The following is an 11,858-nucleotide window of genomic DNA, read 5'->3' as shown; positions in this document are numbered from 1 at the left end:
CCTACAAGAAGATGAACTTGGCGATGAAGATCGCGCAGAGCACCCACAGACTGACAGAAATTTCCTTGTGTTTACCCGTGCCGGCCTTAAGCACCACATAGGTGATGAAGCCCAGCGCAATACCGTCGGCGACCGAAAAGGTCAGGGGCATCATGATGGCCGTGACGATGGCCGGGATGCTGTCGGTCGCTTCGTCCCATTCGATGTGGGCCATGCCCCCCATCATCAGCATGGCGACATAGATCAAGGCCCCCGCGGTAGCGTAGGCGGGGATCATCCCGGCCAGGGGTGCGAAGAACATCGCGGCAATAAATAGCACACCAACCGTCACGGCGGTAAGCCCTGTACGGCCACCCGCCGCGACACCGGCGGCGCTTTCCACGTAGCTGGTTACCGGCGGCACGCCGACCATGGCGCCGAACACGCTGGAGGCGCTGTCGGCTTTCAACGCCTTGGACAGGTTCTCGATCTTGCCATCAGGTTTGACCAACCCGGCACGCTGGGCAACGCCCATCAGGGTGCCGGCGGTGTCGAACATGTGCACGAACAGGAAGGCCAGCACTACGCTGATCATGCTGACGTTGAATACGCCGACCACATCCATCGCCATCCAGGTGGGCGCCAGGCTCGGAGGCGTCGACATGACCCCGTTGTATTGCACCAGTCCCAGGCCCCAACCGGCCAGGGTCACGGCGATGATGCTGATCAGGATCGCGCCGAACACGCGGTGATAGCTGAGCACGGCGATCATCAGGAAACACACCGCAGCCAGTAACGGGCCGGGCTCGTGCAGGGAGCCGAGCTTGATCAGGGTAGCGGGGCTGTCCACGACGATGCCGGCGGTCTTCAGGCCGATCAGTCCGAGGAACAACCCGACTCCCGCACCCATGGCATAACGCAGGCTCACCGGAATGCTGTTGAGCAGCCACTCACGCACCCGCGACAGGGTCAGGAACATGAACAGCACCCCGGAAACAAACACCGCGCCCAATGCGGTTTCCCAGTTGTAGCCCATGGTGCCGACCACGGTGTAGGTGAAAAACGCGTTCAGGCCCATGCCCGGTGCCAGGCCCACCGGCCAGTTGGCGTACAGGCCCATCAACAGGCAACCCAGGGCGGCGGCGATGCAGGTCGCGACGAATGCGGCGCCGTGATCGATGCCGGCGTCGGCCATGATGTTGGGGTTGACGAAAATGATGTAGGCCATGGTGATGAAGGTCGTCAGACCGGCAATCAGCTCGGTCTTCACCGTGGTGCCATGCAAGCTGAGTTTGAAGATGCGCTCCAGCCAGCCAGTGCGTAGTGGCGGCGAGAGGTCCAGCGTCCGGGCTTCGGGTTTGCGGCTTTCCACAGCGAGTACTCCTCAAGAGTTTTATTGTTATTTCCAGCACGCCCGCCCCCTGAGGGTGGCGGCGTTGCTTTGAGGCAGGTAAGGCCGGCGAGGTTTTTTGACCTTATGGTCAAGAACTCGCACGAAGCGAATTATGCTTTTGTATACAAATAAAGCAAATAATGTTTTCTATGTTGTCGACGAAAAGTCTGGGAGGTAGGGATATATCGACTGTGAAGACGCCATCGCGAGCAGGCTCGCTCCCACAGGGGAGCTGCGTCGTTCACAAAATTTGTGCGCATGGGGGATCCATTGTGGGAGCGAGCCTGCTCGCGATGGTGCCGGTTCTGACGCTACAAATCCCTCAGCTCGCCGAACCCTTGCCCAATCCCAGGTTCACCGCCAACCACCCATCCACCGCCTCCTCCCCAGCCTCGGCAAACACCCGCTCGAGCAATTTCACCTGCTCGCGACGCAACGCCTGTTCGAAGCGCTCGCCCTCGGCCGTCAGTTCCAGCAGCCGCTTACGCTTGTCGGTCTCGGACGCGACGCTGTTCACCAAATGCATTTCCATCAGCTGCCGCAACGGCATGTTCAACGCCTGTTTGCTCACGCCGAGCAGCGTCAGCAATTCCTTCACGCTCAGGGATGGGTAACGGGCGATAAAAAAAACGATGCGCTGATGCACCCGGCTCAGCCCGCGACGCTCAAGCATTTCATCGGCCTTGGCGGTAAACGCCTGGTAACCGAAGAAGAACGCTTCCATGGCCATTTGCTGGGAGGCCGGGTTTTTAAGGTCAAGCATGTTGACGTATCCAGAGAGGTCGGAGTAATTTCGGTCAACTAGTTTGACTCATTTTTCCAGTGACCCGCTACAGGTGACCCCCATGGCTTTTTCCGAACGTGTCTCGCGCCTCAAAAGTTCTTTGATTCGAGAAATCCTCGCCGCCGCGCAGCGTCCTGAAGTGATGTCGTTCGCCGGTGGCCTGCCGGCCGAAGCCATGCTGCCGAAAGTCGAATGGGCGGCCATGCCGGTGTCCATGGGCCAATACGGCATGAGCGAAGGTGAACCGGCCTTGCGCGAAGCCCTGGCGGCACAGGCGCGGTCATTGGGCCTGGCGTGTGAAGCCAGTCAGGTGCTGGTGGTCAGCGGCTCCCAGCAAACCCTCGACCTGGCGGCCAAGCTGCACATCGATGTCGGCACTCAAGTCATGCTGGAAGCGCCGACCTACCTGGCCGCGTTGCAGATTTTCCAGCTGTTTGGCGCCGACTGCATCACGGTGCCCCTGGAGGCCGATGGGCCTGATCTGAAACAGTTGCGAGCCCGGCTGGAACAGCATCGACCCGCGTTCATCTACCTGATTCCCACCTTCCAGAACCCTTCGGCGGTGCGCTACAGCGAAGCCAAGCGCGATGCCGTGGCGGCGCTGCTGGATGAGTTCGGCGTGACCCTGGTGGAAGACGAGCCCTACCGCGAGCTGACCTTCGACGGCGGCAGCGCCACGCCGATTGTCAGTCGCTTGAAGAAAGCCAGCTGGATCTACACCGGCACTGTGTCGAAAACCCTATTGCCCGGGCTACGTGTGGGTTACCTGATCGCCAGCCCGGATCTGTTCCCACACCTGCTGCGGCTCAAGCAGTCGGCGGACCTGCACACCAATCGCATCGGTCAGTGGCAGGCATTGCAATGGATCGGCACCGAGCAGTACCAAAGCCATTTGAGCGAGTTGAGGGATTTTTACCGGGATCGTCGGGACCGGTTCCAGGCGGCGCTGCAAACACATTTTTCCGATATCGCGCATTGGAACGTGCCTCAGGGCGGGCTGTTTTTCTGGCTGACCCTCAAGCAACCGCAGGACACCCGCACCTTGCTCGACGCCGCCCTGGCTGCCGACGTCGCGTTCATGCCGGGAGAGCCGTTCTTTCCCGAGCCGGACAAGCATCCGGGGCACCTGCGGTTGAACTTCAGCCACATCGACCCGGCGCGGCTGGATGAGGGGCTTAAGCGGTTGGCGGGGGTGGTGCGGGAGGCTTTGGCGGTAAAAGCAGCCTGACTTATGTGGTGACTGGACTGGCCCCATCGCGAGCAGGCTCGCTCCCACAGGGTTCAGAGTCGATCACAAAACCCAGTTATCCACAGTTCCATTGTGGGAGCGAGCCTGCTCGCGATGGGGCCCGCAAATACACCATAAAACTATCAGACTGCCGCAAACCGCTTATCCAGATAATCAATGATCACCTTGGACTCATACATCCAGGTGGTCTCGCCGTTCTCTTCGATGCGCAGGCACGGTACTTTGATCTTGCCGCCTTGCTCCAGCAGCGTCTGGCGATCCTGCTCGTTGTTTTTTGCATCCCGCAAGGCCACCGGCACGTTGAGGCGGTGCAGGGTGCGGCGGGTCTTCACGCAGAACGGGCAGGCGTGGAACTGATAGAGCGTCAGGCTGCGGGCGGCCTGATTGACTTGCGCCTGGGCTTCGGCCGGACGTTGCTTCTTGCCGGGGCGGGTGATGAAGTCGATGAAAATAATCAGCTGGCCCAGGCCAACTCGCAGCGCTTTGACGATCACGGTATTAAGCCTCACGACAGGGAAGAAGAGGGCGCGCAGCTTACCTGATTTTTCACGGGCGAAAAAAAACCGGCGATCAATGCCGGTTTTTTTCATGCGGGGGGTTACTTGATCAGGCTGAGGAACTCGCTGCGGGTCGCGGCGTTTTCGCGGAACTCGCCAAGCATCACCGAGGTGATCATCGAGGAGTTCTGCTTTTCCACACCGCGCATCATCATGCACATGTGCTTGGCTTCGATCACCACCGCCACGCCCAGGGCACCGGTCACCTGCTGGACCGCGTCGGCGATCTGGCGGCTGAGGTTTTCCTGGATCTGCAGGCGACGTGCGTACATGTCGACGATGCGTGCGACTTTCGAAAGCCCCAGCACCTTGCCACTCGGAATGTAGGCCACATGGGCCTTGCCGATGAAGGGCAGCAAATGGTGCTCGCACAGCGAGTACAACTCGATGTCCTTGACCAGCACCATTTCGCTGTTGTCGGAGCTGAACAAGGCACCGTTGGTGACTTCTTCGAGGGTCTGTTCGTAACCGCGGCAGAGGTACTGCATGGCCTTGGCAGCGCGCTTGGGCGTGTCGAGCAGGCCCTCGCGGGAAACGTCCTCGCCCAGTTGGCCGAGAATCGCGGTGTAATTCTGTTCCAGAGACATGAAACTACCTGTGGGATTTTACGCAAAGGGCAAGGGTACGGTGGCGGACACGGCGCTGCAAGCTCGGCAATCGGGTGCTACTCGTCGCGGCCTTCCATCATGGTGCGCTTGAGCATCACGTACACCGCCCCGGCGCCACCGTGTTTCGCCTGGCAGGAGGTGAAGCCCAGCACTTGCGGGTGCTGGCGCAGCCAGGTGTTGACGTGGCTCTTGATCATCGGCCGCTTGCCGTCCAGCCGCACGGCCTTGCCGTGGGTGACGCGCACGCAGCGGATTTCGAATTTGGTGGCTTCGGCCAAGAAGGCCCAGAGGGTTTCCCGGGCCTTTTCCACGGTCATGCCGTGCAGGTCGAGGCTGCCTTCGAAGGGAATCTGGCCAACCTTCAGCTTGCGCATCTGGCTTTCCTGAACGCCGTCGCGAGCCCACATCAGCTCGTCTTCAGGACCTACGTCGATCACGAACTGGTCGGACAAGCCATCCACGGTGGTGGCGTCGGTGCGCACCGTGGCGGCCTGGCGCAGCTTGGCGATTTGTGCGCGATCCGCCTTGGGTTTGCCGGTTTCGGCACGGTCGTGCTTGATCGGTTTAACACCCTGGATCGCACTTTTGAACAGGGAAAAGTCGTCGTCTTGCATGTCAGCCTCCGCGAAGGCCGGCCAGTTTACCCAACTCCTGCGGGATCCGGCGCGACAAAACGTCGGGCGGCGGGTCAGTCGTGCTTTTTCATCAAGTGAGGAGCCATGGCCAGCTCCAGGGATTGGCGGGCCCGACGGCGGCAAAGGCGCCACAGCCACACGCCCAACAGCAGTACCAGCAAGCCGATCACCAGAATGATCGTGGAGCCGAGCGGGGTTGCGTTCAACTCGCCCAGGGCGGGCGGGCGACCCAGCAGGCTGGCGGCGCCGGCCATCGACAGCAGTACACCGAGCGTTGCCAGGAGCGCCGCGAGCGCGGCACCGAAACGCAAGCGCCAGTTGCTCGGGCCTTTGGGCCGCAAGCGACGTGCGTCAAAACCATCGGATAACTTCATTCCGACCTTCCTCAATGGGTATCGGCCCTTCGACCGGAAGATGTTCGGGTTGTTCCTGACACTACGGCAATTGCGGCAAATGAGAGGCTTTTGCGGATAAGCGGCGCAACGGGCCGCTTATCGAAGGGGTGTCAGATGAAATCGCGGGTCAGGGCCAGGGTGGCGAAGTTGTCCGCCATGATCGCCATTTCGGTCTGGTGCACGTGTTCGGCGCTCAGGACTCCGCCCTTGTGCGGCAGATCGCGAGTGGCGCAGGCGTCTTCGACCAGAGTGCAACGAAAGCCCAGGTTCTTGGCGGCACGCACGGTGGTGCTGACGCTGGAATGGCTCATGAAACCACAAACGATCAGGTCCAGGGGGCCGAGGTCCTCCAGGCGCTTTTTCAGTTCGGTGCCGTGAAACGCGCTGGGCAGCAGTTTTTCCACCACGGTTTCGTCGCCCTGGGGTTCCAGGCCGCTAATGAACTCCCCGCGTTCGCCCTGTGGGTCGAATAGCCCGCCATGGGTGCCCAGGTGACGCACATGCACGATCGGCCGGCCGGCAGCACGGGCCGCGCCGAGCAATTGCTTGATGTTCGCGACCGCCGCATCCATGCCACTCAACGCCAGGGGGCCGGCGAGGTATTCTTTCTGGGCATCGATGATGATCAGCGTCGCTTGACTCAGATTGGCCGCCGCGTAACCGCGACCGCTGAGTTGAAACATCGTTTTTGGAACGGACATTCTGGGGCTCCTTCGAGTGGGGCTTTTGCGACATTCTCCTCTGGCTGAGCGGTTCTGTGAATCGCTTCCATCGCAAGGGCCGTCGTTGCTGGCCTACAGCCTTGTCAAGATGTCTATCTTGTTCAATAGTCAGCGCGAAAAACGGATAAATCCTACATCTGCCCCGTCCTTTTTCGTGCGTGTTTGAGGTGTGTTTGAGGCGTGCTTTGGTGAGGGGAGTGTTTGGCTGGTAGACTCGCCAGTCGTTTTTTCTGGAGTTTGCCGCCGTGATCACTTCCCGTCTCCGTACCCTGCGCGACCATATACGTTGGGCCGTCAGTCGTTTCCATGGAGAGGATCTGTTTTTCGGCCATGGCACCGACAATGCGTGGGATGAAGCCCGGCAACTGGTGTTGGGCGCGTTGCATCTGCCGTGGGAGATTGCCGATAGCTACCTGGACTGCCGTCTCGAAGATGAAGAACTGGTCCATGTGCAACGCCTGCTGCGCCGACGCATCGCCGAACGCATCCCGGCGGCCTACCTGCTGGGTGAAGCCTGGTTCTGCGGAATGTCTTTCATCGTCGACGAGCGCGTGCTCATTCCACGCTCGCCCATTGGTGAACTGATCGAAAACCGTTTTGCGCCCTGGCTGGGTCAGGAACCGGCACGGATTCTCGACCTCTGCACCGGTTCCGGCTGCATCGGCATCGCGTGCGCTTTCGAATTCCCCGAGGCGGAGGTGGTGCTGGCTGACCTGTCGTTCGAAGCGTTGGAAGTGGCCAACCAGAACATCGAGCGTCACGGCGTCGACGAGCGCGTGTTCACTGTCCAGGGGGATGGTTTCGAGGGCTTGCCGGGCCAGCGTTTCGACCTGATCGTGTCGAACCCGCCCTATGTCGATGCCGAAGATTTCGCCGACATGCCCCAGGAGTATCAGCACGAGCCGGAGCTGGGCCTGGCCTGTGGCGATGATGGCTTGAACCTGGTACGCCGGATGCTGGCCGAGGCCGCCGACCATCTGACCGAGAAGGGTTTGTTGATTGTCGAGGTGGGCAACAGCCAGGTCCACGTCGAGGCGTTGTATCCGGAAGTCGATTTTGCCTGGCTGGACTTCGAACGCGGCGGGCATGGTGTGTTCATGCTCAGTGCCGAACAGTGCCGTCAGCATCAGGCGTTGTTTGCTTCGCGGGTTTGACGACAATTGATCTGACGGGCGCGCCCGGGTCTGTCACCGAGGATGCAAACCTGTGGGAGCGAGCCTGCTCGCGATGAGGGGGTGTCAGTCAGTTTGAAGACTGCTGACACGGCGCCATCGCGAGCAGGCTCGCTCCCACAGGGGTTAGGCGGTGTTCAGTCTTAGCTACGCGTCGCAATCCAGATCAACAACCCGGCCTGGAACATGGCAAATGCCACCAGGCAGGTGATGGTGAAACGCAGGCCGTTGTCTTCGCGTTTGAACTTGGCGACCTTTTCTTCCTGCTGCTTGAGTTTGACTTCCTGCTCCGCCAGGTTCTGCTCGGCTTGCTGGAGCATCTGCGCGGCTTCGAGAATTTCCACGAACTGCAGTTTTTCGGTGTTCCAGTCCCCCAGCAGATTGCCAACCTGGGCTGGCTTGACGCTGCCTTTGAGGTGCTGGGCGTCGGCGTAGACCACTTCGAAACCATGGGCTTTCAGGAAGTGGTCGCGGCGCAGGCGGGTGTCTTCGTTCAGCGCGTCCTTGTTATTCAGGTCGCTGCCATCGACCCGGTAGCTCGACCAGCGCTTCTTGGCCCAGGTAATGCCCTGTGCGGCGAGGAAGCGGCCAATGCCACGGTTCAGCGGCTCGACCTGCAAGCTGTCCGGGGAAAAATACAGGCGTTTATCGACGTGGTCGGCCCAGACGTCCAGGTGATTCTGTTCCTTGCGCACCCGCTGGCCCGGCAACTGGATGCTCATGCGCAGCAAACTGCGCTCCTTGCTGTGGCGCTCGGCATAGCTGAATTCGACAAACCGCAGCGGCCGCGCACCCGTGGCACGGTCGGTCTTGAGCGGTGCCAGCCGGAGCATTTTATGGTGCTCGGCCTGCACATCCGCCCAAGGCAGCTCCGCCACTGGAGCGGCGGGCGTTTCGGCGGGGGTGTCGGGTGAAGTTTGAGTGTCAGTCATAACGGCAAAATCCTGTCCAGGCCGGCCCGTCGGCAGCCATGGCGCTGTCCGACACCGGTCTATCGGCCGTTTTTGCCAGGACTGGAGGGGAAAAACCGCTTATCGAGCGGGTAATGAGCTAATAAAACCCAGAATGTGCGTACCCAGTTCGGCCGCTAGGGGCAGGTTTGGATTTTTGTAGGAGGCCAATTGCCGCTCCATGTCGTTGGGGACGATGCGCATGACATGGTTCATGCCCTTGATCAGCGCCAGCTCGGCGTCGGGTTTGGCGGCTTGCAACTGCCTGGCGTCATCGACGCTGACTTGAATGTCATGGCTGCCCTGGATAATCAACGCTGGCATCTTCAGCGCCGCGAAAGCCTGGGCCGGCGTCTGGCGGAACAGCGAGATCAGGTAGGGCTGCACGCTAGGGCGAAAGATGACCTGCAGTTGCGGCGGCACGTTCGGGTCGAGCCGACCGGCCTTGAGGCTGTCCAGCAGCTCATTGGCGCGCACCATCAGGGGGGGAGGGAGGCGGCTGCTCAGTTGTTGACGCAGCACCTGGTCGATCGGCCGGGCACTGCCGGACAGCGAGATGACCGCAGCTGCATTGGCCTGGGGCGCTGCGAGACTGGCGATCAGTGCGCCTTCGCTATGACCCAACAGGATCAATGGACCCATTCGCGGATCGGCAGCCAGTTTGCGGCTCCAGGCCACGGCGTCGGCCACGTAGGCTTCGACGCTCAGGTTGCGTTCGTCCGGGGTCGCCGCAAGGCTGGCGGCCACCCCGCGTTTGTCATAGCGCACGCTGGCAATGTTGTGCTTGGCCAGCACCCAGGCCAGGCGCTTGAGGCTATCGTTGCGCCCGCCGTCGGGGTTGTTTCCGTCACGGTCGGTAGGACCCGACCCGGAAATGATCAGGACAACCGGCACTGGTGCGTCGGATTTGGGTAACAGCAGCGAGCCGAAAAGCTCGCCGTTGCCGGTGTCGAGGCTGATCGGTCGTTGCAGGACGGTGGCCTGGGCCAGGCTGGAAAGCAGGCCGGTCAACAGGGCAAGGCTCAAGGCAAGCAGTTTTAACATCATCACGCCATTAGTTACGAAGGTGCCGGTTGGACTGACAGGCATCGATAAGGTTCGAGGATGAACTCGTCGGGGAGCCTGCGTATACTGGCGCCCACTACGAATCCAAGGTTGAGTCTCTCAGCGTTTTTCACGGAGCACCCTGCATGTCCGGCAATACCTACGGCAAGCTGTTCACCGTTACCACCGCGGGCGAAAGCCATGGCCCGGCGTTGGTCGCCATTGTCGACGGCTGTCCGCCGGGCCTGGAGATTTCCCTGGACGATCTGCAGCGTGACCTGGACCGGCGCAAGCCGGGCACCAGCCGCCACACCACCCAGCGCCAGGAAGCCGATGAAGTCGAGATCCTCTCCGGCGTGTTCGAAGGACGCACCACCGGCTGCGCCATTGGCCTGCTGATCCGCAACACCGACCAGAAGTCCAAGGACTACTCGGCCATCAAGGATCTGTTCCGCCCGGCCCACGCCGACTACACCTACCACCATAAATACGGCGAGCGCGACTACCGTGGCGGCGGCCGCAGTTCGGCCCGGGAAACCGCCATGCGCGTGGCGGCCGGCGCGATTGCCAAGAAGTACCTGGCCAGCCAGGGCATCGTGATTCGTGGCTATATGAGCCAGTTGGGTCCCATCGAAATCCCGTTCAAGACCTGGGATTCGGTGGAACAGAATGCCTTCTTCTGCCCCGACCCGGACAAGGTGCCGGCCCTTGAGGCCTACATGGACCAATTGCGTCGCGACCAGGATTCGGTCGGTGCGAAGATCACCGTGGTGGCCGAAGGTGTGATGCCGGGCCTGGGCGAGCCGATCTTCGACCGTCTCGACGCCGAACTGGCCCACGCGCTGATGAGCATCAACGCGGTGAAGGGTGTGGAAATCGGCGCCGGTTTCGCTTGTGTCGCCCAGCGCGGCACCGAGCACCGCGACGAGCTGACCCCGCAAGGTTTCCTCAGCAACAATGCTGGCGGCATCCTCGGTGGCATTTCCTCGGGCCAGCCGATCGTGGCGCACCTGGCATTGAAGCCAACCTCCAGCATCACCACGCCGGGGCGCTCCATCGACATCCATGGCAACCCGGTGGACGTCATCACCAAGGGCCGTCATGATCCGTGCGTCGGCATCCGCGCCACGCCAATCGCCGAGGCGATGATGGCGATTGTGCTGATGGACCACCTGCTGCGTCATCGCGGCCAGAACGCCGATGTGCGAGTCAGCACCCCGGTGCTGGGCCAGCTTTGATGGCTGACCTGCCGACCGCCGTGGCCTGACGACCATGGCGGCTCTGCCGTACTGGCGGCTCTCCAGTTTCTATCTGTTCTATTTCGCGCTGCTCGGTTCGACGGCGCCGTTTTTGGCGTTGTATTTCGATCACCTGGGGTTCAACGCGGCGCGCATCGGCGAGCTGGTGGCGATCCCCATGCTGATGCGCTGTGTGGCACCGAATATCTGGGGCTGGCTGGGGGATTACACCGGTCAGCGCCTGGCGATCGTGCGTTTTGGCGCCATTTGCACGCTGCTGACGTTCTCACTGATCTTCATCGATCAGAGCTACGCCTGGCTGGCGCTGGTCATGGCGCTTCACGCGTTCTTCTGGCACGCGGTGTTGCCGCAGTTCGAAGTCATTACCCTGGCCCACTTGAGCGGGCAAACTTCGCGCTACAGCCAGATCCGCCTGTGGGGCTCCATCGGCTTCATCATTACCGTGGTTGCGCTTGGCCGGCTGTTCGAATGGCTGAGCCTGGACATTTACCCGGTGGCGCTGGTGCTGATCATGGGCGGCATCGTGCTCGCCAGCTTCTGGGTCCCCAATGCCCAGCCGAGACAGGGGCCGCGAGTTGCGGGGGAAGGTTTTCTGCGGCAATTGCGCAACCCTGGGGTGCTGGCGTTCTATGGGTGCGTGGGGCTGATGCAGGTCAGCCACGGGCCGTATTACACCTTTCTGACGCTGCACCTGGAAGGCCTGGGTTACAGCCGCGGGTTGATCGGTATGCTCTGGGCCATTGGCGTGGTCGCGGAAGTCTTGATCTTCCTGCTGATGAGCCGGATCCTGGCGCGGTTTTCCGTGCGTCGGGTGCTGCTGGTGAGTTTCCTGCTGGCGGCGTTGCGTTGGCTGCTGCTGGGCTCACTGGCCGAATTTCTCTGGGTCCTGTTGTTTGCCCAGGTGCTGCACGCGGCGACCTTCGGCAGTTTTCACGCCGCTGCCATCCATTTCGTGCAACGTAGCTTCGGCCCACGCCAGCAAGGCCAGGGCCAGGCGTTGTACGCCGCCCTGGCCGGCATGGGCGGAGCGTTGGGCGCGTTGTATTCCGGCTACAGCTGGAACGCCCTGGGTGCCAGTTGGACTTTCAGCATCGCCAGCCTCGCAGCCTTC

At 61.4% G+C, this 11,858-nt stretch carries 13 protein-coding genes; 4 read left to right on the top strand and 9 right to left on the bottom strand.

The window, feature by feature from the left end:
* Position 1: 1 nt before the first annotated feature.
* Both GSM73_RS15435 and GSM73_RS15430 read right to left on the bottom strand, forming a co-directional pair.
* The gene (locus GSM73_RS15435) at positions 2-1,351 is read right to left on the bottom strand and encodes an NCS2 family permease (RefSeq protein WP_076383799.1); all 1,350 of its coding nucleotides are present in this window, start codon (positions 1,349-1,351) and stop codon (positions 2-4) included.
* Positions 1,352-1,694: 343 nt separating this feature from the next.
* Positions 1,695-2,135: a MarR family winged helix-turn-helix transcriptional regulator gene (locus tag GSM73_RS15430; RefSeq protein ID WP_160893128.1), complete on the bottom strand. Its 441-nt coding sequence runs from the start codon at positions 2,133-2,135 to the stop codon at positions 1,695-1,697.
* Between the two features lie 82 nt (positions 2,136-2,217).
* On the opposite strand from GSM73_RS15430, the gene GSM73_RS15425 reads away from it, so the two are divergent.
* A complete protein-coding gene (locus GSM73_RS15425) occupies positions 2,218-3,384 on the top strand; it encodes a PLP-dependent aminotransferase family protein (protein ID WP_160893126.1) in 1,167 nt (388 codons plus the stop codon).
* Positions 3,385-3,527: 143 nt separating this feature from the next.
* On the opposite strand, the gene GSM73_RS15420 is transcribed toward GSM73_RS15425, so the two are convergent.
* From GSM73_RS15420 to GSM73_RS15400, 5 genes are all read right to left on the bottom strand, one after another.
* Complete coding sequence (locus GSM73_RS15420) at positions 3,528-3,899, bottom strand: glutathione S-transferase N-terminal domain-containing protein (protein ID WP_047229660.1); 372 nt, start codon at positions 3,897-3,899, stop codon at positions 3,528-3,530.
* A 104-nt stretch (positions 3,900-4,003) separates the two neighbouring features.
* Positions 4,004-4,549, bottom strand: a complete 546-nt coding sequence (gene folE / locus GSM73_RS15415; RefSeq protein ID WP_003204506.1) for a GTP cyclohydrolase I FolE — start codon at positions 4,547-4,549, stop codon at positions 4,004-4,006.
* Between the two features lie 77 nt (positions 4,550-4,626).
* The gene (locus GSM73_RS15410; RefSeq protein ID WP_025214971.1) at positions 4,627-5,184 is read right to left on the bottom strand and encodes a Smr/MutS family protein; all 558 of its coding nucleotides are present in this window, start codon (positions 5,182-5,184) and stop codon (positions 4,627-4,629) included.
* A 74-nt stretch (positions 5,185-5,258) separates the two neighbouring features.
* Entirely contained in the window at positions 5,259-5,579 is a 321-nt protein-coding gene (locus GSM73_RS15405) for a hypothetical protein (protein WP_047229627.1), read from the bottom strand.
* A 131-nt stretch (positions 5,580-5,710) separates the two neighbouring features.
* On the bottom strand, positions 5,711-6,301 hold the full coding sequence (locus tag GSM73_RS15400; protein ID WP_047229626.1) for a cysteine hydrolase family protein: 591 nt from the start codon (positions 6,299-6,301) through the stop codon (positions 5,711-5,713).
* Positions 6,302-6,567: 266 nt separating this feature from the next.
* On the opposite strand from GSM73_RS15400, the gene prmB reads away from it, so the two are divergent.
* Positions 6,568-7,476 (top strand): 50S ribosomal protein L3 N(5)-glutamine methyltransferase, encoded by a 909-nt coding sequence (prmB, locus tag GSM73_RS15395; protein ID WP_047229625.1) that lies wholly within the window; start codon positions 6,568-6,570, stop codon positions 7,474-7,476.
* A gap of 161 nt (positions 7,477-7,637) precedes the next feature.
* Here the strand turns inward: prmB and GSM73_RS15390 are convergent, their stop codons facing one another.
* Together GSM73_RS15390 and GSM73_RS15385 are read right to left on the bottom strand one after the other, a co-directional pair.
* Positions 7,638-8,426, bottom strand: coding sequence for a hypothetical protein (locus GSM73_RS15390; protein ID WP_047229624.1), 789 nt, complete (start codon positions 8,424-8,426; stop codon positions 7,638-7,640).
* A 99-nt stretch (positions 8,427-8,525) separates the two neighbouring features.
* Positions 8,526-9,491, bottom strand: a complete 966-nt coding sequence (locus tag GSM73_RS15385; RefSeq protein ID WP_047229659.1) for an alpha/beta hydrolase — start codon at positions 9,489-9,491, stop codon at positions 8,526-8,528.
* Between the two features lie 143 nt (positions 9,492-9,634).
* Here GSM73_RS15385 and aroC point away from each other — a divergent pair, with 143 nt between their 5' ends.
* Both aroC and GSM73_RS15375 read left to right on the top strand, forming a co-directional pair.
* Positions 9,635-10,726, top strand: coding sequence for a chorismate synthase (gene aroC, locus GSM73_RS15380; RefSeq protein ID WP_160893124.1), 1,092 nt, complete (start codon positions 9,635-9,637; stop codon positions 10,724-10,726).
* A gap of 34 nt (positions 10,727-10,760) precedes the next feature.
* The coding region (locus GSM73_RS15375; protein WP_160893162.1) for an MFS transporter at positions 10,761-11,858 on the top strand (1,098 nt) is incomplete at its 3' end.

This window comes from Pseudomonas sp. PICF6 (assembly GCF_009831705.1).
Taxonomy (GTDB): Bacteria; Pseudomonadota; Gammaproteobacteria; order Pseudomonadales; family Pseudomonadaceae; genus Aquipseudomonas; species Aquipseudomonas rhizophila.
This window is presented reverse-complemented; position numbering and strand designations above follow the sequence as displayed.

Bases quoted from the DNA above. Each gene is read 5' to 3' on its own strand.
- GSM73_RS15425 (WP_160893126.1), top strand. From the start codon at position 2,218: ATGGCTTTTTCCGAACGTGTCTCGCGCCTCAAAAGTTCTTTGATTCGA.
- GSM73_RS15385 (WP_047229659.1), bottom strand. From the start codon at position 9,491: ATGATGTTAAAACTGCTTGCCTTGAGCCTTGCCCTGTTGACCGGCCTG.
- GSM73_RS15400 (WP_047229626.1), bottom strand. From the start codon at position 6,301: ATGTCCGTTCCAAAAACGATGTTTCAACTCAGCGGTCGCGGTTACGCG.
- GSM73_RS15390 (WP_047229624.1), bottom strand. From the start codon at position 8,426: ATGACTGACACTCAAACTTCACCCGACACCCCCGCCGAAACGCCCGCC.
- GSM73_RS15405 (WP_047229627.1), bottom strand. From the start codon at position 5,579: ATGAAGTTATCCGATGGTTTTGACGCACGTCGCTTGCGGCCCAAAGGC.
- aroC (WP_160893124.1), top strand. From the start codon at position 9,635: ATGTCCGGCAATACCTACGGCAAGCTGTTCACCGTTACCACCGCGGGC.
- GSM73_RS15430 (WP_160893128.1), bottom strand. From the start codon at position 2,135: ATGCTTGACCTTAAAAACCCGGCCTCCCAGCAAATGGCCATGGAAGCG.
- GSM73_RS15410 (WP_025214971.1), bottom strand. From the start codon at position 5,184: ATGCAAGACGACGACTTTTCCCTGTTCAAAAGTGCGATCCAGGGTGTT.
- folE (WP_003204506.1), bottom strand. From the start codon at position 4,549: ATGTCTCTGGAACAGAATTACACCGCGATTCTCGGCCAACTGGGCGAG.